This window comes from Leisingera sp. M527 (assembly GCF_025141525.1).
Lineage (GTDB): Bacteria > Pseudomonadota > Alphaproteobacteria > Rhodobacterales > Rhodobacteraceae > Leisingera.
The window spans coordinates 84,552-104,901 of record NZ_CP081041.1; the positions used below are offsets into that span (position 1 = coordinate 84,552).

General features: G+C 56.9%; 14 protein-coding genes and 2 pseudogenes. 7 read left to right on the forward strand and 9 right to left on the reverse strand.

Annotated features, from left to right (window positions below):
- The first annotated feature begins 310 nt into the window (after positions 1 to 310).
- Positions 311 to 1,296, forward strand: a pseudogene (locus tag K3555_RS23515) (IS5 family transposase).
- Positions 1,297 to 1,610: 314 nt separating this feature from the next.
- Here K3555_RS23515 and K3555_RS23520 read toward each other — a convergent pair.
- The 5 genes and pseudogenes from K3555_RS23520 to K3555_RS23540 all read right to left on the reverse strand — a co-directional run bounded on the left by K3555_RS23520 (position 1,611) and on the right by K3555_RS23540 (position 7,540).
- A pseudogene (locus tag K3555_RS23520) lies at positions 1,611 to 2,788 on the reverse strand (IS5 family transposase).
- A 107-nt stretch (positions 2,789 to 2,895) separates the two neighbouring features.
- Positions 2,896 to 3,720, reverse strand: coding sequence for an aspartate dehydrogenase (locus K3555_RS23525; RefSeq protein ID WP_260009264.1), 825 nt, complete (start codon positions 3,718 to 3,720; stop codon positions 2,896 to 2,898).
- 135 nt (positions 3,721 to 3,855) lie between these two features.
- Positions 3,856 to 4,776: a substrate-binding domain-containing protein gene (locus K3555_RS23530; protein WP_260009266.1), complete on the reverse strand. Its 921-nt coding sequence runs from the start codon at positions 4,774 to 4,776 to the stop codon at positions 3,856 to 3,858.
- A gap of 203 nt (positions 4,777 to 4,979) precedes the next feature.
- Positions 4,980 to 5,966, reverse strand: a complete 987-nt coding sequence (locus K3555_RS23535) for an ABC transporter permease (RefSeq protein ID WP_260009268.1) — start codon at positions 5,964 to 5,966, stop codon at positions 4,980 to 4,982.
- Positions 5,967 to 6,004: 38 nt separating this feature from the next.
- Positions 6,005 to 7,540: a sugar ABC transporter ATP-binding protein gene (locus tag K3555_RS23540; RefSeq protein ID WP_260009270.1), complete on the reverse strand. Its 1,536-nt coding sequence runs from the start codon at positions 7,538 to 7,540 to the stop codon at positions 6,005 to 6,007.
- 418 nt (positions 7,541 to 7,958) lie between these two features.
- On the opposite strand from K3555_RS23540, the gene K3555_RS24900 reads away from it, so the two are divergent.
- The 3 genes from K3555_RS24900 to K3555_RS24910 are packed head-to-tail and all read left to right on the forward strand — an operon-like array spanning position 7,959 to position 9,350.
- The gene (locus K3555_RS24900) at positions 7,959 to 8,438 is read left to right on the forward strand and encodes a lyase family protein (protein WP_311200067.1); all 480 of its coding nucleotides are present in this window, start codon (positions 7,959 to 7,961) and stop codon (positions 8,436 to 8,438) included.
- Positions 8,423 to 9,082 carry a lyase family protein gene (locus tag K3555_RS24905; RefSeq protein WP_311200068.1) on the forward strand — a complete coding sequence of 220 codons (660 nt, stop codon included), beginning with the start codon at positions 8,423 to 8,425 and terminating at the stop codon, positions 9,080 to 9,082. Before K3555_RS24900 ends, K3555_RS24905 begins: the two co-directional genes overlap by 16 nt.
- Before the next feature lie 40 nt (positions 9,083 to 9,122).
- Positions 9,123 to 9,350, forward strand: coding sequence for a hypothetical protein (locus K3555_RS24910; protein WP_311200069.1), 228 nt, complete (start codon positions 9,123 to 9,125; stop codon positions 9,348 to 9,350).
- Between the two features lie 37 nt (positions 9,351 to 9,387).
- Here K3555_RS24910 and gcvA read toward each other — a convergent pair whose 3' ends face one another.
- On the reverse strand, positions 9,388 to 10,362 hold the full coding sequence (gene gcvA / locus K3555_RS23550; protein ID WP_260009272.1) for a transcriptional regulator GcvA: 975 nt from the start codon (positions 10,360 to 10,362) through the stop codon (positions 9,388 to 9,390).
- 268 nt (positions 10,363 to 10,630) lie between these two features.
- On the opposite strand from gcvA, the gene K3555_RS23555 reads away from it, so the two are divergent.
- Together K3555_RS23555 and K3555_RS23560 are read left to right on the forward strand one after the other, a co-directional pair.
- Entirely contained in the window at positions 10,631 to 11,437 is an 807-nt protein-coding gene (locus K3555_RS23555) for a polysaccharide deacetylase family protein (RefSeq protein WP_260009274.1), read from the forward strand.
- A 31-nt stretch (positions 11,438 to 11,468) separates the two neighbouring features.
- The gene (locus K3555_RS23560) at positions 11,469 to 12,893 is read left to right on the forward strand and encodes an amidase (RefSeq protein ID WP_260009275.1); all 1,425 of its coding nucleotides are present in this window, start codon (positions 11,469 to 11,471) and stop codon (positions 12,891 to 12,893) included.
- Between the two features lie 133 nt (positions 12,894 to 13,026).
- Here the strand turns inward: K3555_RS23560 and K3555_RS23565 are convergent, their stop codons facing one another.
- Both K3555_RS23565 and K3555_RS23570 read right to left on the reverse strand, forming a co-directional pair.
- A complete protein-coding gene (locus tag K3555_RS23565) occupies positions 13,027 to 14,649 on the reverse strand; it encodes a thiamine pyrophosphate-binding protein (protein ID WP_260009276.1) in 1,623 nt (540 codons plus the stop codon).
- Between the two features lie 26 nt (positions 14,650 to 14,675).
- The gene (locus tag K3555_RS23570; RefSeq protein ID WP_260009277.1) at positions 14,676 to 16,160 is read right to left on the reverse strand and encodes an NAD-dependent succinate-semialdehyde dehydrogenase; all 1,485 of its coding nucleotides are present in this window, start codon (positions 16,158 to 16,160) and stop codon (positions 14,676 to 14,678) included.
- A 722-nt stretch (positions 16,161 to 16,882) separates the two neighbouring features.
- On the opposite strand from K3555_RS23570, the gene K3555_RS23575 reads away from it, so the two are divergent.
- On the forward strand, positions 16,883 to 17,428 hold the full coding sequence (locus K3555_RS23575) for a recombinase family protein (protein ID WP_260009278.1): 546 nt from the start codon (positions 16,883 to 16,885) through the stop codon (positions 17,426 to 17,428).
- A gap of 249 nt (positions 17,429 to 17,677) precedes the next feature.
- Here K3555_RS23575 and K3555_RS23580 read toward each other — a convergent pair whose 3' ends face one another.
- A complete protein-coding gene (locus K3555_RS23580; RefSeq protein WP_260009279.1) occupies positions 17,678 to 19,936 on the reverse strand; it encodes a methyl-accepting chemotaxis protein in 2,259 nt (752 codons plus the stop codon).
- Between the last annotated feature and the right edge of the window lie 414 nt (positions 19,937 to 20,350).

A 20,350-nucleotide genomic window follows, 5' to 3' on the forward strand; every position in this document is an offset into this window, starting at 1 on the left:
GCGGTGGGGAACCCTTGTGCCCTGTTATGGGCCGACACTGTCGATGCCCGATCCTTAGAACAAGGCAGCCCCAGGACGAAACCACGGTCATGCGGTAACCAACCCGCGCATGAGAGCTTGCTCAACCGTCGTCTCCGTTCCGTCTCCTACCCTGCGCATCCACATCACGCCCTAACCGGCCCCGCCGGAAGAAGCGGCTATGAAACAAGGGGTTGACAACGATCATGAGAGCAGGCAGCTGAAGAAGTCGGCTCTCGACGCGGCTTGAGGAACATGATTCACTCTCAGCACAACTTCGGCGGGGGTGATGATGCGCGGGACGGACGAGGCGGGTGGATCGCTTTTCAGCTATGTCGATCTTGAGGCCCGCATCCCCGCGCGGCACCCGCTCCGCAAGATCAGGCAGGTGGTCAACGACGCGCTGGCCAGTCTGGATGCCGATTTCCAGGCGCTTTACACTGATTTCGGCCGCCCCTTGATCCCGCCGGAACGGCTGATCAGGGCGATCCTGGCCCACCGGGAGGTCGCGCCGCTCCTGTCGGACGACCACTTCTCGGTCGATGGCACGTTCATAAAGGCCTGGGCGTCGATGAAGAGTTTCCGGCCGAAGGCGGCGGGCACGCCGCCCGGCGATGATGGGCCTGATGACCCGCCCAAGACATCCATTGCCCCTGTCGCACAGCCCATCCGACCCGAAACCGAGACCGATCAAATGCCCCGTTTCAACCGCCGCCGCCGAAATCCCGAGGTCAACTTCAAGGGCGAGAAGCGTTCGAATGCGACCCATGCTTCGGTCACCGGCCCGGACGCACGGCTCTATAAGAAATCTCCCGGCACGGGTGCGGCGCTTTGCTTTATGGGGCACGCGTTGATGGAGAACCGGCACGGGATGGTTGTGCAAGGCGACCCGACCCAGGCTGACGGCCGCGCCGAGCGCAAGACCGCGCTGGACATGCTGCACCGCCATTCTCCCGGATCGACCCGGCAACTGACCTTGGATGCCGCCAGGGAGTACGATGCGGCCGAATTCGTCGCGGATCTCCGCCAGGCCTGCGTCACCCCGCACGTCGCCAGGAAGGCGCGGCATTCAGCAATCGACGGGCGCACAACCCGGCACAAAGGCTATGCCCAGTCCCAGAAGCACCGCAAGCGGATCGAAGAGGTATTTGGTTGGGCCAGAACCGTTGGTGGTATGTCCCAGACCGTCTATCGCGGCGTCGAGCAGTGCGGTCGCGCTTCATCCTAACGCTCGCCGCAGGAAATCTCGCCCGCCTGCCGCGGTTGCTGGTGGCATGAGGCTGGATGAGGCAGCCACAGGCCTGCATCCAGCCACCCGATCCCGAAATCCGATGAGGGAACTCACCCGTTGGGAAGAACAGCGTCTTGCTGGCCGGACTTCTTCAGCGGCCTGTTAGGCTACAGCGCCGGTGGTACGGCCATCTGGCGCACCGCCGCCGCAGGATGTTCTTTCGCTGCTGTTTTTTGCATTTCGTCGACCTGTCTCCGAGAAGAGGTCTCAATTACCACACCGAACCATGTCTTTTTTGGTTCAGATGGGCATTGTCGCAGAACTCGCTCTTGAGGCCTGACTCCTCCTTTCCCCTCCGAACTTAGGCGACGCGGATAATCTCAGCGGTGCCGAGTGCGTTGAAGCGGTTGATGAGTGCGATGCGGATATGGATCTCGGCGGTTTGGCGGTCGGGGTCTCTTGCGGCAATGCGCTCGCCGAATGCCTTTAAGCAGCGCATCTTTGCCTCGATCCGGCTTCGGACGTGGTATCCTGTCCAGCGCTTCCAGAAGGCTCGACCGTAGTGCCGGGTGGCTCGCAGAGTTTCGTTTCTGACCTGCGCAGCCGGACAATCTTCTTTCCGCAACCGGCCATTCTTGCGGATCGGGATGATCGGGGCCGCGTCGCGTTCGAGGATCGCGGCATGGCAGCGTCGCGTGTCATAGGCACCATCGGCGATCACGGTGCCGATGTCTTCGTCCTCGGGGAACTGACCCAACAAGTCCGGTAAGACCGGGCTGTCCACTGCCCGGCAGTGGTTTGCGCAGCATAACCACGAGAGGGGCCGTCGCGGCTGGGGGTGAATTCCCTCTCGGCAGATTTGAATTGCAAATCGCCTGCCGGACAAGGGGCGGCACGGATGTCAGACGTGGCAGCATCCATCGCAAGATGAACCTTGCGCCCCTCTCATTGATTGCTCTGCAATCAACTGCCGGGCAGCGATTGGCGCCGCCCCTGAACGCCGTGCTTGCGGGCCTGCCACTCACCATCGCCAAGGAACTTGATCCCGGTGCTGTCCGTTGCTCGGCAGGGCATTGCATAGCAATGTCCCGAGAGGGGACGCAGGTTCAGCGGCCCATCGGCGCGGCGATATGGGATCTGGACGGCCAGCGTTCTATGGGCTTACGCGGCCCCACTGGGGCCACGGTCCCATCTCACTCTGTCGGCGGCACAGCGTAGAGAAATCCGGAACGGGCCAGTCCAGACCCGCCAGGTGCAAAAGGCTGGTGACCATCCCGACGGTCTGCCGGAGAGGCAGCTTGAACAGAACCTTGATCGACAGGCAGAACTGAATTGCCGCATCCGAGAAAACCGCAGGGCGACCGGGGCTGCCATCAGGCGGCGCGAGCCAGGTCATCTCTTCGTCCAACCAACCTCTTGGGACATTGCTGCGCAATACCCTGCCGGTCAGTGGATCAGAAGCGACCCGCGCTTTCTGAGCGCATCGTTGTAGCTGGACCAATTCGTCGTACGGTAGCGGGCAAGTGCGGGCTTGTTCATCTGCCCCGTCTAACCGCATGGATTCGTGAGGTGAATCCTTAGCACTCAGAGTTCTGCAACAACGCCGATCAGGCCAGCAGACTGGCATAGTTCTATAGCCGGTAAGATCAGGCGCCAATCACAACCGGAGCAGACAACCTGCGCAGCGTAGAAATGACGCTGAGCGGTGTAATCTTTCCTGTCTTCGGATTTTCTTCGGTGGGAATATTTTCGATTTTCAGGGTCAGATCCGCACTGTCGGATTTGACGGTAATTGTGTGGGTGTTGCGCACAACAGTGGGGTCGGCCCAGATTTCAAGATGGGTGTTTCTGACACCAGAACCCGCCAGCCCCAGGGCAACAGCCACGTTCAGATTAGCCGGGAAGCCAACTATTGCTTCTTCAGCAGTACCGTCAAAAACTTTGGTTGGTTCCGTTACCGCAGTGGGATCGAACCCTTGCTCCACAAGCGCCGGGGCGCCATAGAGGCCGAGCGGCGGCTTCTGGGTAACCATATTGATTTCGTGGATCACACCCTGGCTCACGGATTGAACCGCATCCAGGCCAAGCAGTGCGCCCGAGGGCACCAGGATGCGACCGCCGTGTTCCCGGGCCAGCTGTTCCAGATGCGGGTTGGAGAGCAGCGCACCAACGCTGATCACGACAACTGTCTTGCCTTGCTTCAGCGCAGGCGAAGCCACATCAGACAGGAATTTTGCAGGGCAGCACTCCACCACCACATCGGCTTCATCTGCCAGCTCCTCAAGAGCCATAACTTTGTAGCCACGGGAAAAGGTTTCCGCGATATACGCTTCGGCCTTGGCAACATTGCTTGCAGACACCGCGGCCAGCTCCAGCCCTTCGATGCCATCATCAAGTGCCTTGGCGACGAATTTGCCGATGGCGCCAAACCCGCCAACGGCTACTTTTATCGGTTGTTTCACTTTGGTCATTAGGATTACCACTTGGTTCGCCGGGGCGAAGTTCACAGATATTCTGATGGTTTCAGCTGAATCGCCTCGGGCTGCCGATGCGCGAGGATGTGGCCAACTAGGGCGGTGCGGCGCAGCCCCGCCCTGGTTTCGGCTTTAGTTTGATGGGCGCCAGCCACTGGGCTGACGGATCTCGGTCAGATCGATTTCAGCCAGATTGCTCGGGAACACCGCCACCGGTGAAATCGTCCGCACCTCACCTTGCTCGGCTCTGCCGCTGATCAACTTGTCCGCAAGATCTACGGACTGAGAGCCGATTGTGACTGGTTTTTGCGCGACGACATAGTCGACACAGCCCTGTTCCATCAGATCCTGAGCTGCTTCGCCGAGCACGGCAAAGAGTACTTTGATTTCACCGCACTTCCCGGCCTGTTGAACCGCCCGGGCTGCGCCAATGCCATAAGTGTCATCAGCGGCGTACAACATTTTCACGTCTGGGAACCGCTGAATAATGTCATTGGCTGTGGTAAGAGCAATTGCAACATCCTGATCCGTAGAAAGTGCAGCAACGATTTCGATGCCACTATCAGCCACGTTTTCCTTGAAACAGCGTAGCCGCTCTTCTGCCCAGAATGCACCTCCCGGCCCTGCCAGAACGCCAATACCGCCGCCCTCAGGAAGGATTTCCCATGCACCCGCCGCCATCATTTCACCCAAAGTGCAATGGCTGGAAGAAACAGCTCCGTCCGGCGGTACGTCGCTGGCGACAATTGGACTCGATACACCAATCAAAGGAACTCCTGCGCCACGGGCCTCGCGGGCCACACCATTGAATGCACTCGGGTTGGCAGGATCCACCAAGATCGCATCTACCTGCTGCGTGATTAGGTTCTGAACCTGCGACAGCTGACGGTCGACATTTGAATAGCCGCCTGCATCCAGTACAACTATGTCATAGCCAAGCTCTTCAGCCTTGGTCTCAATCCCGTACAGAATGGCGGTATACCAGGGCCCCGCAAGAATGGGCATCGAAACCCCCAACTTCCTTTCTGCTGCTAGGGTAGTTGTCGCAGTCATCAACAGAGCCCCAGCCATCGCGCTTGCGCACGTCAGAACGGACTTTCCGAAGTTAACCATTGTCTTCCTCCTTGATGTCATATGCTTGGTGGCTAGGAGGCCAGGTCTTGGCAAGGATAGGGGAGACTTCCCCTTCAGTTTGGTAACGGTTTCAAATGATTTGGACATAGTAGTTCCTCCGCTTATTGGGTGTCTGTTGCTGGTTATTTTTGTTTGGACATGGCCTGGTCGACTGCAACCGCTGCGATCAAAGCGATACCGACGATCATCAACTGGGTGTAGGAAGACACGTTCAGCAGGTTCAGGCCGTTGGACAGGATGGACACGAAGGCAACGCCGACACCCACACCGATGATCGATCCCCGGCCACCAAAGAGCGAAACACCGCCAAGCACTACCGCCGCCACGGATTCAAGAGCCAGCGACGAACCCAGGGTGGGTTGGCCGGAACCGACCCGTGCTGTCAGGATCAGCGAGGCAACCGCGGCGCAAATCCCGGAGATGACATATGCCCAGGTCTGTGTTTTGCGCACCGGAATACCGGACAGGCGCGCCGCCGCTGAATTGCCGCCAACCGCATAGATGTTGCGACCCAGCCGGGTGTAGTGAAGGGTGACTGCAGCCGCAACGAACAGAACCAAGGAAATCAGGAACGGCACCGGCAATCCCAGAAAACGGGCAAAGGCGATATCGGCAAAGCTACCGGGCACGCCCGTGATCGGAATACCTTTGCTGATGTTCAAGGCGACGCCTTGAGCGATGGACAGCATCGCCAGCGTGGCAATAAAAGCCATCACCCGGAAACGGGTTACTACCAGACCGTTGATCAGGCCGACCAAAGCGCCGGTTACCAGACCAACCATAATGCCGACCGGCGCTCCGTAAGCTGCCATTACCATGCTGGCGACAACACTGACCAATGCCACAATGGAACCCACGGACAAGTCTAAGTCAGCGTTTAAAACAACAAACGTCTGACCAATTGCGACTGCGGCCAAGGCTGCGGCCTGCAGCGCAACATTGCGCATGTTCTGCCCAGTCAAAAAGACATCCGAGCTTGCTGAGAAATAGATAACTAGCATAATAAGCGCCACGGGCATTCCGAACTCACGGGCCCGGTTCATCAAAATCTCTTTCAGCTTCGAACTGTTGTAATTTTCAGATGGTGCCGTTGCGGTTTCTTGCGTCATTGTGTGTCTCCCTATTCTGAAAGGACAATTCCAGGCCGTCAGGCCGCCGTCCCGTTTCCGGTCGCGTGGCCCGCAAAGGCTGCTCGCAGGATTTGGTTTTCGTCGAAGTCTTCCCGCTGGAATTCCTTGATGACCTTACCCGCCGACATCGTAACAATGCGGTGACAGATATTCAGGAGTTCCGGAAGTTCCGACGAAACCACCACAACCGCAGCGCCATCTTCGGCGGCTTCATGAATCAATTGATAGATTTCGGCTTTTGCACCTACGTCGACACCTCTGGTCGGTTCATCCAGGATGAGCAGATCCGCACCCGACAAGATCAGCTTGCCGATAGCAATCTTCTGCTGGTTACCGCCAGAATACGTCGAAGTGTCGTTGGACAGTTGACCACGAAAACGCATCCGGGCTGAGATTTCCTCCGCAACTGAACGCACTTGTTTCCATTTGATGAAACCAGATGGGAAAATCCGCGGCATGGCTGACATCACGACATTTTCGTAGCCGGACATGGACAGCACGACACCTGAACCCTTACGGTCTTCGGACAGGTAGGAAATGCCGGCTTCGATTGCATGCCGAGGGTTACGCGCCCGGAAGTGAACTCCGTTTTTGACAATGCTGCCGCTGTCCAACGGGTCCGCACCAATTATGGAGCGCATAACCTCCGTCCGGCCGGCACCGACCAAGCCACTGAAGCCGACAATTTCACCTGACCGCACGTCAAAAGAAACGTCTTCGAATACACCTTCGCGGGTTAAACCTTCGGCCCGGAAATGAACGCTTCCAATATTCGCATTGACCTGCGGGAACAGCTTTTCGAGAACACCTCCAACCATCATGCTGACAAGCTCATTAGTGTCGTTCACGTCCTTGCGGTCACGAACTTCAATCAACTCACCATTGCGCAGAACAGTAATCCGGTCTGAAACTTCCAGAACCTCATCCAGGCGATGGGATACAAAGATCATACTGTGGCCAGCATCTCGCAACTGCTTCATGATTCCCAGAAGCTGTTCCGCTTCGACGTCGGAAAGAGAGGCTGTCGGCTCATCGAGGATTAGCACCGGCGGTTCTAGAACCAGGCCGCGTGCGATCTCAACCAGTTGCATTTCACCTGTTGAAAGGGTCTCGGCTTTTGCGTCCGGGTTCAGGTCTATACCCATTCGGGCAAAGATCCTCTGGGCAATCTCGCGTGCGGTCTTGCGTGAATACACTGTTGCCATTGGGCCCGTCATCGGCAAGTTTCCAAGCACGACGTTTTCCGCAACTGTTAAGCTGGGGATAACCGTAAGCTCTTGAAAAACAGTAACGATGCCGGCTTCTTTTGCGTCCTGCGGGGAAGTGAAGTTCACCGCTGAACCGTTGACGCTGATTTGGCCGGCACTGGCAAGGGTATCGCCGGACAGGATCTTAATCAGAGAAGATTTCCCGGCCCCGTTTTCTCCGACCAATGCATGGATTTCTCCCTTGCGCAGATCAAAATCGACACCGGCCAGTGCGACTGCACCAGGGTAGACCTTAGTTATACCTGATAGCGAGATTAGAGCATTCTTTGCGCTGGCACCTGCCATTTTCCACCTCCCTATGGTGCAACTATTCGCTCTAGTAGGACTGCTGCCCCCCCGTTTCACAACCGACTATTATTGCTCATATGATTTACCTTTCGTTAAGTGTGGCACTCTCAGCTCCTTACCCTCGTGAATTTCAACCGTTTCTCGCCGACAAGGTTACTGACCAAATCTCTATTCTTAAGAAGCATTGACCAAAGCATGCACCTAATCGGTTCACTAACCTGCCACAGATGCGGAGGGAGAGCGTGTCATCCATGACTTTTCACGACACATCTCAGAAACAAAAAGTTATGCGATCACATCAATCAGCCGAATATCCACCTCGGATGCGGCCAAGCCTGCTGAAAGGCTATTGATGGAAACTTCGCATTGTGGCGCCTTCCGGCCAGTTGCGCCACTTCGGCCGAGGCAGCAAAGAATGAAGAAGGCAATCATGGAAAGTGAATACCGTGAAGAAACAGATAGCATTGGCGTCCGGAGAATATCCTCAAATGCGCTTGTTGGCATTCAAACCGCCCGCGCCCTGGACAACTTCAACCTGTCAGACGTTCGGCTAAGGGACTTTCCCGAAATTGTCCGTTCACTAGCAATGGTTAAGAAAGCAGCTGCGCTCGCCAATGCTGATCTGGGGGCAATTTCCAACCTGGCCTCCGCTGCGGTCATCGCTGCCTGTGATGAGATTATTGACGGTCAGCATCACGACGCCTTCGCCGTGGACGTCATTCAAGGCGGTGCAGGCACGTCCACAAATATGAATGCCAATGAGGTTATAGCTAATCTTGCCTCACTGAAGCTCGGCCTGCCGTTAGGGGACTACAGTGAATTCACCCCAACGACACAGTCAACTGTTCGCAATCCACCAACGACGTTTACCCCACCGCCATGCGGCTGGCGGTGATGAGCCAGTGTGCTCCGCTTGCTGAAGAGCTCCAAAGGCTATGCCGATCTTTTGACGCCAAGGCTACGGAATTCGCCCCAATACAGAAGGTTGGGCGCACCCAGCTTCAGGATGCGGTCCCGATATCCCTTGGCGACGAATTCAAAGCCTTTGCCGATGCCATCAGGAACGATATCGGCCGACTGGTGCAGCTCTCCAAAGTCCTGAGGGAAGTCAATCTCGGTGGTACCGCTGTCGGAACCGGAGTGAACGCACCCGATGGTTACCAGAAATTGGCGATTTCCTACTTTACCGAGGTATTCGGAACACCGCTGTCGTCACACAAGAACCTGCTGGCGGCATCCTACGATCAAAGCGTTTTTGTAACCTATTCGAGCATCCTGGCGCGGCTTGCCGTTAAGCTGTCCAAAATCAGCAATGACCTGCGGATCCTCAGCAGCGGCCCGCTGGCGGGCATTGGCGAAATCCACTTGCCGCCCGTTCAGGCCGGTTCATCCATCATGCCAGGTAAAGTGAACCCGGTTATCCCCGAAGCCGTAAATCAGGTCGCCTATGAGATCATCGGCCGGGATGTCACTGTAACCATGGCGGCGGAAGCCGGACAGCTGCAGCTGAACGCCATGGGAGCCGGTTATCTTTTATAGCATCCTCAATTCAACGCGCTTGTTGACCCGGGCAGCGAAAATGCTGAACGAAAAATGTGTTTTGGGAATAGAAGCCGACGAGGATCGGTGCTCGGAACTGTTGAACAAAAGCCTGGCGCAGGCGGCATCGCTGGTACCTGTGATCGGCTATGAAAAAGCTGCTTCTGCAGCCAAGACAGCGCGGAAACATGGCATTTCCTTGAGAGAGGCGATTGTCCGTGACGGGCTTTTAGACGGGGCCGAACTGGAGCACCTTATTCCGACATAAGATCCGCCGCCGCTGATTGCAGCAGCCAGATCAATGTTCATTCCTGGATTGAAGTTTGGCGGCTGCTGCCCGACGCCCTCACTTCCTGCAACAGCCACTCCTTGAATATTTTGACTTTACCTTGCTCCCAAGATCGTTTGCGCCCGATCAGGAAGTAACGGCCATCGCTGGCAATACGCCGCCGCATTGCCGACACAAGCAAGCCGGCAGCTAGGTCTCCTTGCGCCAGCACTTGCGGAGCCAACGCAATACCCCGCCCTTCGATCGCAGCCTGAATGGTCATAAAGAAATGCCCATAAGAAATGTCATGTTGCCGCATATCGACTTCCCAGCGAATAGCCTTGAAGAAATCGCTCCAAGCATTCGGCCTAGTCGCCATGTTTATCAAAGTTACACCACTGACTTGCGCTGCATCAGTTAATTCGCCATGCCGCTCTATATAGCCAGGTGATGCAACTGCGATCAATTCGTCCGGCAACAGCGCCTCGACCTGGAGCTGGGCCCATGCCTTGGCCATCACCAAGTCAATCCTCGGCCTGCCCACAGTGTGCAATTCAGCTTCGACAGTTCCGACACGAATTGCGAGGTCGATTTCTTCCTTTTCAAAATCGACTGGCTTGATGGAGTTTACCAGATGCACTTCAATATCCGGGTGTTTCTCTGAGAAATCCAGAAGACGTGGCATGAGCCATTTCACCGAAAACGTCGGCAGCACCGATATGGTAAGGATCCCGCTGCCCTTGTTCCCCCAGATCCTGTTTGTAGCCCTTTCAATCTGATCAAGGGCATCCCGCAACGGTGGAAACAACAAAATCCCCTCTTCGGTCAAATCAACTGCGCGGGTCATTCGCTTAAACAGTTTGACGCCTAGATCTTCCTCCAATGCCCGGATCTGACGGGAAACAGCCGCTTGCGTCACATTCAACTCTTCCGATGCGGCGGAAAAACTGAGATGCCGTGCAGCCGCCTCAAACGTCCGCAGAGCATTTAGTGAAGGAAACCGGCGCGCCATCTCGCCCCCAATGACAGGTAATTTAATGTAATGTATATTAGCAGAAATTCTCTTTTGCACAAGCAAAGTGAATGATGGAAAATTTATATGCTTGCCGCGCTGAGCCCTGGCTCCCTGCGACAAAATTCAGCTTATGTCACCCAGTCCCGCTACAAAGCAGGGATGACAACAGGACCGAGAGCCACTGATGAAAATCGAACCCAACAACAGGTTTCCTTACAGCGCAATCACAGATCGCCCTGATTTCACATGGCCGGGCGGCAAGCGAATGGCCGTCTATACAGCCCTTTGCGTGGAGCATTTTTCTTATGGCACCGGAGGCGGCCTCCCCTATTCGCCCGGGCTGAACCACCCGAATTCCTACAATTGGGGTTGGCGGGAATACGGCAACCGGGTTGGCGGCTGGCGGCTGCTGGAACTTTACGATGAATACAAGCTTCCAATGAGCATTCTGCTGAACACCGGTTGCTACGAACATTGCCCCGAATTGATCCAGGCCTACGCGGCGCGGGGCGATGAAATCGTCGCGCACGGTCATACCAATTCGGAACACCCTAATCATCTTTTGCCCGAAGAAGAGCGCGAAATGATCAAGGAGGTCACAGAAGCCATCAAAAAGCATGGCGGGGTGCAGCCCAAGGGCTGGATGAGCCCCGGCGCCCACCCCAGTGCAGTGACCGAGGATCTGCTGGCTGAATTCGGATATCAGTACACATTGGACTGGCCGATCGACGATCAGCCGACCTGGATGACAACCAAGAACGGTCCGCTACTAAGCGTCCCCTACCCGCATGAAGTCAATGACGTACCGATGATCGTGCTGCATGATGGTACTTCTTCAGCCTTCGCCGACATGTGCATCGACAATGTTGCCGAAATGCTGGAACAGTCCAAGCGCCAAACGCTGGCCTGCGGCATAACCATCCACACCTTCATTGTCGGGCAGCCGTTCCGTATCCGCCAGTTCCGCCGCGTTCTAGACTTCTTGAACCAGAACTCCGACGACATCTGGTTCGCAACGGCGGGCGAAATTGCAGATCACTATGCTGGGCTGTTTCCGGATGACAGCAAGTAACTGACAAAATTGAAAAGCGGAAGATCAGACAATGCCTGGAAACATCCTTGATGAGGCACGCGCGTGTCTTAATCTGAAACTTAACCAATTCGGCATCAGCCTCAGTTGCGAAGACAAAGAAGCCGCCGCCATAGCTGTGGCGGCTCAATTCCAGAAACTGGACCCAGCGGCAAAGCCAGCCGGGCAAACTTCCCAAGATAGCGAGACCCGTTTTGCCAAGGATGTAATTCAAGGGCTGCTCGCACACCCGGCCGAAGCACTTGAAACCTCCCTTGAAAAGGCACAAAAAAAGACCGGATGTTTTCTGTCACTCTTCAGCCCACCGGACACCCCGGAAGCGATGCAGATTGCAGTCAAAGACATCTTCAGATTTGACGGCCACCATCCAACCGCCGGGCTGTCACGGCCGCCCGAAGACTTGGACTTGCCTCCGTCGCCTCTGATAGCGCGACTTCGAGATGCAGGCGCGCACATTGCGGCAACAACCAAGCTTTCGGCCTGGTGCTACCTGCCACTAGAACTGAATGAACTTGTGGATCCGCCGCGTAGCCCTATTTGCAAGGGGCTCCTGGTTGGCGGCTCATCCAGCGGCTCTGCAGCTGCTGTTGCATCGGGCGCGGTTCAGGTTGCGCTTGGCAGCGATACCGGGGGCTCGATCCGCATACCGGCGGCACTATGCGGTGTCTATGGTTTCAAGCCCAGCCGAGGCGCTATTCCAGTACAGGGTGCGGTACCATTAGGGGATACCCAGGATACCATCGGTTTGCTGGCGAAATCCCCTGCGGACATACAGTCAGTCTTCGAAGTTCTGACAACGCAGCTTGAAGAAAACACCGCCTCGCCGGCAAAGCCTGTTGTGGGAATTCCCAACAGGCTTTTCACTCGAACCAGCCCGCAAATTCAAAATGGTCTAAACTACCTGACACAAATCTTGCAGCACTTGGGCCTCGAATGCCAAAGCGCGGCCGAACTCGATCTGGATCGCATGAACGCCACTGCGGGCCTGATTACCGGATATGAAGCGGGGAACTTTCACGGACCGCGGATAGCGCAGTATCCCAGACAATACCCAGCTTCCATTCAGCGACGCCTAATGATCGGCCTGGCGGTGTCCAACTCCATCTACAGTACAGCGCAAGGCAACAGGGCCGCTTGCCTGGGCCAAGTCCGCCAGAGTATCTTTACTCACTGCAAGTGGGTCCTGGCACCAGTGATCAGCCGCCATCGTCTAACGATCTCCGAATGGGGGAAAGACGGCGATTTGCAAGCCATCGGCAAACTGTCGCTCGATCTTTTGTCACTGAACCGCTGGGTCAACCTCCTAGGCCTGCCGTCTATCAGCATCCCTATTCCCAGCGATGAGGCAATCCCTACCGCAGTGCAACTTGTTGGTGCGCCCGGTTCTGACCACGCGCTGCTTCAGTTAGCCTGCGAGCTCGACACTCTACTCCGCTAACCCGTCAAGCATCTGCTATAAGCGAGCACCAGGGGCGGCACGAAAACGGAACACATCCAGCCCCTCAGGCAGTCAAAAAAAGGCCGGTGCAGTTGCAGCACCGGCCAGGTTCAGGGAAGGTTCGAAAGGGAGTTTATTTATCCTTGAACAAGACCAGCTTGTCGTATTCAGCACTGCTGGTCAGAGCCTCAATGATGACAGGTCCATCCATCTTGAAACCCTCTTCCAGCTTAGCTTGCAGCTCAGAAGGATCACGAGCCTGCATGACAGGCACACCAAAGAGATTGTCACCGCCGATATTGCCTTCACGCTCTCGAACTGGGGTACCGAAAATTGGGTTACCTCTGCGCTGCTGTTTGATGCGGATTAGTGCAAGGTCGTTGTCCGTCAAAATGACAATAACGATGTTGAGGTTTTCCCGGACCGCTGTGGAAAGTTCACCAGCGGTCATTAGGAAACCACCATCCCCTAGCACCGCACAGACCGGCGTTTCCGGACGGCAAAGCTTGGCAGCGATCGCGGCAGGTAGCCCAAACCCCATCGCCGACCATCCATTTGTCATCAGCTGCGTCATCGGAGCGCGAGTTTCCCACTTCTGACCGATCAAATGAGTGTGAGCGCCTACATCACAGGCCATAATGCCCTTGTCCGGCAAAACCTCACGCAGCGTGTCAAGCACAGCGCAGGGACCAAACTCTTTGTTGCCCGGACGCATCTGCGCAAAGATAGCGTCCATGCGGGCCCGTACATCTTCCATTTCCCAGCTGTTACCAGTTGCTTCAACAGCAGCTAATGCTCGGAAGTTGGTCGCGATATCACCACCCAAATGCAAGGTGTCGGTGTACACAGAAGTGTCGATATCCAACGGCGCATCATCGATATTGATCAATGTCATCGGATGCAGCCAGCCCTCAAAGTTGAACTCGATCGGATCATATCCCACAGCCACCATCAGGTCAGCTTGCGCATGGATCTCGCCGACTTTGTCGCTCAGCGCGTGGAAAACCACACCAGCATAAGAACGGTGGTTTTCAGGGATCATCCCTTTGGCCATCGGCGTCAGTACGACCGGGATATCGTGCTTTGCAGCGAAGCTCAGGATATCATCCTGCAAGCCAGCGCGAACAGCACCTAGCCCCAGTGCCATTGCAGGCTTTTGCGCCGACGCAAATGCCGCCTTAGCCGCATTGATCGTTTCCGCTGAGGCTTTTGCGGGTGCGGCGGCGGTTTTGGGAGCGGATTCTGTCAGAGTGGCGGGCTGACCAGTCAGGTCTACCGGCATTCCGATGTGAACTGCGCCCGGGCGGCCGGACACAGCGACTTCAAATGCCTTATCCAGAGTCTCAGTGACATTGTCGGTAGTGAGGCGTGTGGTTAATTTCGTGATCGGCTTCATCAGCGCTTGGTGGTCGATGTTCATTTGCACCACACGATCACGGTTGGCCTGAGACATTTCATCTGTCAGCGCGATAAGAGGAGAGCGGTCCAGTTGGGCCGAGCCAACACCAGTGGCCAAGTTGGTCGCACCCGGACCAAAGGTAGCAAAGCACACGCCCGGCACGCCGGTGAGCCGCCCAGCAACGTCCGCCATGAAGCCCGCACCACCTTCATGGGCCGTCAGAACGAAATCAATCCCGTCGGTATTACGGATCGCTTCCATAAAATCCACCCAGCCGCCGCTGGGAACGCCGAAGACATGTTTTACTCCTCGGTCACGCAGACCTTCGATCATTGCTTGAGCTACTTTTTTGGTCATAAGTTCAGTTCCCGAGCTAAAGGTTTTCAGGCTTGAATGCAGACATACTGCGGTTCAATGTATTCGAGGATTCCGAGGCGGGAGCCTTCGCGGCCGTTGCCAGACTGCTTGACGCCGCCAAACGGAATTGGCGCTCCTGTCAACTTGGCCGTATTCACGGCCACCATGCCGTATTCCAACTTGGACGGCAGGGTCTGCACCCTAGTCACATCGCTTGTGTACGCATAGGCAACCAGACCGTATTCGGTGTCGTTTGCGGCCTTGATTACCGTTTCTTCATCGTCAAAAGGGATCAGAGCGGCAACGGGGCCAAAGGTCTCTTCATATGTGATCCTCATGTTAGGCGTGACATCGGCCAGTACAGTCGGTGTAAAAAAGAGGCCACCTTGTACCGGCTGATTGCCGCCACACATCAGGCGGGCGCCCTTCGCTACAGCATCTTCGACATGCTCCATCGACTTGCGCAGATTCGGGTTGGAGGCCAGCGGGCCGATATTGACACCTTCGCCAAAGCCGTCGCCAACCACCAACTTTTGCGCTTCTTCAGTGAATCGGGTGGCAAATTGATCGTAAATGCAGCGCGCCACGTAGATCCGGTTGGCCGCCAAGCAGTCCTGACCGCCGGTCTGGTACTTTGCAGCAATTGCGCCCTGCACTGCGGCTTCAAAGTCAGCATCACTGAAGACGATGAACGGAGCGTGCCCGCCTAGTTCCAGCGACACACGCTTCACCGTTGCAGAACACTGCTCCATGATATTGCGGCCAACCTCGGTAGACCCGGTGTAAGACACTGCCCGCACGGCGGTGTGCGAGCACAGCTCGGACACCAGCACCCGCGCATGGCCAGTCACAACACGGAAAACACCTTCCGGAACTCCAGCTTCGCGAGCCAACATGTCCAGAGCCAGTGCGGAGAAAGGAGTGACCTTAGACGGTATCGAAACAACCGGGCAGCCGGCCGCCATTGCCGCTGCCGCCTTGCGCGTCAGCATCGCAGAGGGAAAATTCCAGGGGGTGATCGCTCCAACAACGCCGACCGGCTGCTGGGCGACTTTCATCGACTTGCCCGGCAAGTGGCTGGGGATGGTGTCAGCATACAGGCGGTTGCCCTCTTCCGCATACCATTCAATAAAGCTGGCGGCATAGGCGATTTCACCCTTGGCATCATCCACCGGCTTGCCCTGTTCCAGAGTCATCAGCGCCGCAAGGCCATCAGCATTTTCCTGAATAAGCCGGTGCCAGCGCATCATGATCGCACTACGTTCCCGCGGTAGCAGCGCGGACCAGGATCTCAGCGCTTGGCTTGCTTGCTCAACCGCCTCTTCGATTCCTTTCGCCCCTTCGTTGGCTACAGACCCGATCACCTCGCCAGTGCTCGGGTTATGGACATCAATCACTGTGCCAGAGCCGGCCTGTTGCCGCGTGCTGCTGACTACTCTGTCCAGCATAACTTGTGCAGCTGCTTTGGCACTGTCATCAAGAAGAAGGTCAATTTGAGAGCTATGGTTCATGTTTTCATCCGGTGCCGTCTGGTTCACGCCTACGGTCAGAGTGGCTCAGGTTCCACGTCCGGACAAACGACAAAAGAACCACCGACAAGTAATAATAAGTTATGCACACAATGCAAAAACACCCAGCTCAAGCCGGTACGATCGACTAATTCTTCCGATCGTCGAAAACGATAGAAAATCGGCGGAGTATGGGGCGAGGCCGCTTTCAACTCGTTTCAAAAAGCCACGATTGTGAGCTCCGACTTTCCTTGCATTCTTGAACGATCACCTGAAAAAATTTGAAGCTGTCTCTCAACTCGGTGAAACGCTTTCCCACCCTGAAATGCGTGACGCAGTCAGCGGGTTTTTCTGGCGAAGATGACCTTCTGGTTATCGTGATGGATGGCGGGGATGTCCCGCGTCTGGATTATCAGAACGGGCGGCGGCGAAAATACGGACTCGGTTTGGTTCAAATCGACACTTGCAAACGACCGCTTCACGAAATGCGCTGCATCGCAACAAACGGCGTGCCGCGAATGCGGGAGAATGCTGCGTCGGCGAGGCGTGAATCTGGAGGTCGGCTTCGTCCGGCACCTTGCCAGTTCACTCGCAACGCAGCGGATGGCGGCTGTGTTGCGTAATTCATGATATTTGCACCATGCTCAGGAACCCCATGACATAAGCCTCTTGGTGTGGTGCATAAATCAGGTGCGTATTGAAAGGCGTTCATATACGATGAGGTCATGCTTATTGGTTACGCCCGAGTGTCCAGTCACGGACAATCCCTTGATCGACAGATCGGTGCACTAAACGCCGCCATCGTTGATAAGATTTTCCGAGAGAAAGTTTCCGGGAAAACCGTGAAGGGACGGCCTCAGCTCGAACGTGCGATAGACGCACTCGGGGCAGGGGATGTGTTTGTGATCGCAGAGTGGGACAGAGCCACACGATCCATGATCGACGGCATCAATATTATTCAACGGATCGCAGATCGTGGGGCCTATGTGAAGGTGCTTGATAAACCCTGGCTCGATCTGACCACTCCGATGGGCAAAGGCACCCTCGCTTTCCTTTCCGCTTTGGCCGAAGACGAACGGGAGCGTATCACTCGGCGCGCGAACGAGGGCCGAGCCATCGCTGCGCGACAGGGCGTCAAATTTGGCCGGAAACCCAAGTTAACTGAACATCAGCAGAAACTTGCCCGCGAGCGCATGGCCAACGGTGATACCTGCCGGGCCATCGCATTGGATCTCGGTGTTGCGCACACGACGATCTCAAGGCTGCGCTGATCTGTAGGGCTCAAGCGTTGCCAAGCAACCGGTTGTCTTCGAGCTCTGTAGGTACGCAAAAAACCTAAGTGATTGAGAACTATGGACGTTGAGTCTCAATAACTCGGTCTCATTATTTACGTACTCCGACAATCCACCCCGGCTGCATAAATACCGCCTGTAATGGAGATTATGTTGAGTGTGATCACTGCAGACCCGCAATATGCCTGCTGACGGGCTGAGGCCGAACCTCAGCTAATCAGGTTTGTACTAGGCGCTCAGGCGGCTGGGGGTGCTGTTGACCTCGTGGCTGGCCGCTGGGGCGGCGCCGCCGCTGCCCAGATCAAACCGACCAATGATACCAGTCAGGCTGTGCGATTCATTTTGCAGCAGCTGGCTGGCAGCCGCGGCCTCCTCGGACATGGCGGCGTTCTGCTGGGTCATATTGTCCAGCTGGTGCATGGCGCCGTCGATTTTTTCCAGCCCGCGCGATTGGGTGCGCACGCCGTCGGCAATGTCGGTGACCAACCCGGATACCGCCGAGACCTGTTCGATGATACTGGTCAGCGCGTCCCCCGCACGGCCCACCATCGCGACGCCATTTGCCACGTGCTCTTCGCTGGCGGAGGTCAGTCCTTTGATTTGCCCAGCTGCATTGGAGGCCCGTTGCGCCAGGGCGCGCACCTCGGAGGCGACCACGGCAAAGCCTGCGCCGGCGGGGCCTGCGCGGGCGGCCTCAACCCCGGCATTGAGGGCCAGCAAATTGGTCTGGAAGGCAATGTCGTCGATCATGTTGATAATTTTGGAAATCTCTGAAGAGGCTTCCTGAATCTGGTCCATCGCGGCCACCGCAGAGGTCACCACATCGGTGCTTTGTTCCGCTTCGCTGCGGGCGCCGCGCATGGTTTCATCCATCCGGCCCGCTTGGTCAGCGGTGTCGCGGATACCTCCGGTCAGCTCGCGGATGGCGCCGGCGGTTTCTTCCAGCGTCGCTGCCTGGCTTTCGGTGCGATGGGCCATTTCTGTGGCCGCGCCCCGTTGTTCCTCGGAGAACCGCCCGACGTTTTCCGCCGCCTCCACCACCTCGCCCATAGACCCGCGCAGCCGGTCAAGGCTGCGGTTGAAGTTTTCCCGCAAGGTCTCGTAATGCCCGTCAAACGGCGCCTGGATGTCACAGGTCAGGTTGCCGCGCTGCAGCTCGGACAAGGCTGCGCTCATACTGTCGACCACAGCAGCGGTGTGGCGGGCGGCCTCCACTTCGCGCGCAGCTGCGGCGTCGGCCTCCTTCAGTTTGCCGCGGAAACTGTCAAGGCTGCGGGCCAGGTCGCCCAGTTCGTCACCGCGGTCGCGGCCCAGTATGTCGGTGTCATAGTTGTTGTCCGCCAGCGCATTTGTGGCCTCGCGCAGGGCATGGATCGGGCGGGTGACGCTGCGCGCCGCCAGCCAGGACACGGCGATGGCCGCCAGCAGCGCGGCGCCAATCAGCCCGGCGGCGATCAGCCGGATGCGTTCGACAACGGCAAAGGCGGTATGCTCGTCGGTTTCCAGCACCAGCGACCAGTCAAAGCCGGGCAGCTCCAGCGGCATCACCAGGGCAATGGCGCGTTCGCCGAGCGAGGAGGCAACCGCCTCAAACTGGCCGGCTTCGCGCGCCTTGGCGGCCTGGATCTGCGGCGTGTCCGGCATTTTCTGCAGCACCGGGAACAGCCCCTCCACCGAGGACGGGCTGCGGGCCAGGCCGTCGCTGCTGGCGACAAAGATATTCTGATGGGTGCCGCCCGACAGATTGCTGGTCAGCGCAGTGACGACGCCCTTGGTGCCAAGCTGCACGGCGATAACGCCGACTATCTGTTTGCGTTTGGAGAAGACGGGCGCGGCCAGGAAGGCTGCAACCCCATCGGGACTGTGGCTGTAGGCAGCAAAATCCGCAGCAACCACCGTTCCGGCCTCTGCCTGCAGTGCGGCCTTGAATGCTTGGGCCAGTCCGCTGTCCGTACCCGGCTCGATACCGGTCAGAAAGTCATCCTGCTTTTTGACCGAGTAGACCACCTGCCCCTTGGCGCTGATCAGGTAAAGGTCCTGATAGCCGTTCAGGCGCAGGCTTTGCAGGAAAGTGGGGTGATAGGTGACATGCGACTGGTTGTAATAACTGCCGTCGCCTGCGTCTGTCAGCTCCTCGCGCTGCTGCGCTGAATGCGGGTTTTCTGCGGCATAGGTCTGTTTCAGATAGGCGATCGGGTCGTCTTCTTCGACCATGCCGATCACCCGTTCGAAGTTGCCGATCGCCCGGAATACTGCGGGCTGGCCGGCCAGGCTGGAAACATCGGACCGGGCTGCCCTGATCAGGAATTCCAGCGCCTGAGCGCCGGATTTGGCTTCTATCTTTTGCGCGGCAAAGGCGTTTTCCCGGATGCTGCGCTCGGCCATTGAATAAACCAGCAGTGACACGGTAACGAGGAAGGCCCCGGTCAGCGCTACCATGATCAGCGGCAGCTTCAGCTTAAGCGGCAATTTCGTGGTCCGGGGCATTGGCAAAGGTCTCCTGCTGGCGGCGGCGCACCGGTTGCAGCCGGGGCCTATAGGAGTGTTAATCAGGAAAGTCCTGAAAAAGTGTGTACCGCAAGTCTATCGCAAATGAAGTTTTCCGGAATTCCGGGAATCTTGATGCCGCAAATTTGAATTTCAGGCCCCATCGGTGGTATTCCCTTATTATTATCGTGTTTGCCACCGAATGTGCTCCGGAAATGCAGGCCTGGGTGGCGCAAACCGTCATGTATGAACACATTCAAATTTGGGGATCTTGCAGGGAGTGCCCCGGCCTCAAGTTGCCCTGGGGTAAAGCAGTCGCAAAAGCCGGGTAACTTTCTGCGAGGCGTTTTCGCGGGCGCGCGGGGCGTGAAGAATCGTTCCCTTGGCCGTCCGAAGGCGGCAGCCGGGACGCGG